At 74.1% G+C, this 464-nt stretch carries 1 pseudogene; it reads right to left on the bottom strand.

What is annotated here, in order from left to right:
• Positions 1-464, bottom strand: a pseudogene (locus tag D180_RS21060) (PD40 domain-containing protein); the annotation flags it as partial.

Here is a 464-nt window from a genome sequence, read left to right as displayed (position 1 = left end):
GTCAAAGGCTCGGCGGTGCCGCCGGCCGCCGGCATCCGCCACAGCCCGCCCATCTGCGGATTGCGCACGAAGGCGATCCATTTGCCGTCCGGCGAGTAGCGCGGCGCGTAATCGAAATCGCCGGCGGCGACCGGATAATCCAGCGCCGTCCAGCGCCCGCTGCCCAGATCCAGCACGCGGATGCCGCGTGCCGGCTGACGCCCGTTCATGCTGCCGAACACCAGGCCGCGGCCATCCGGCGTCCAGTCGAAGCTGAGCAATTCGCTGTCGTCGCAGCGCGCGACCTCGCGCGCGGGCGTGCGCCCGTCGGCCTGCACCAGCATCACCCGGCACTGGCGGTCGGCACCGAGTCGGGCGAAGGCGATGTGCGTGCCGTCGGGCGACCAGGCGGGCAGGCGGTCGGAGGCGCCGCGGGCCGGGACGCCCAGCGAGCGCGGGGGCGTACTGCCGGCAGCGCCGCTGGT

Origin of the sequence: Xanthomonas sp. SHU 166, assembly GCF_000364685.1 — a bacterium.
Classification (GTDB): domain Bacteria; phylum Pseudomonadota; class Gammaproteobacteria; order Xanthomonadales; family Xanthomonadaceae; genus Xanthomonas_A; species Xanthomonas_A sontii.
Note: the sequence above shows the minus strand (reverse complement) of the source record. Positions and strands in the feature narration are given on the sequence as shown.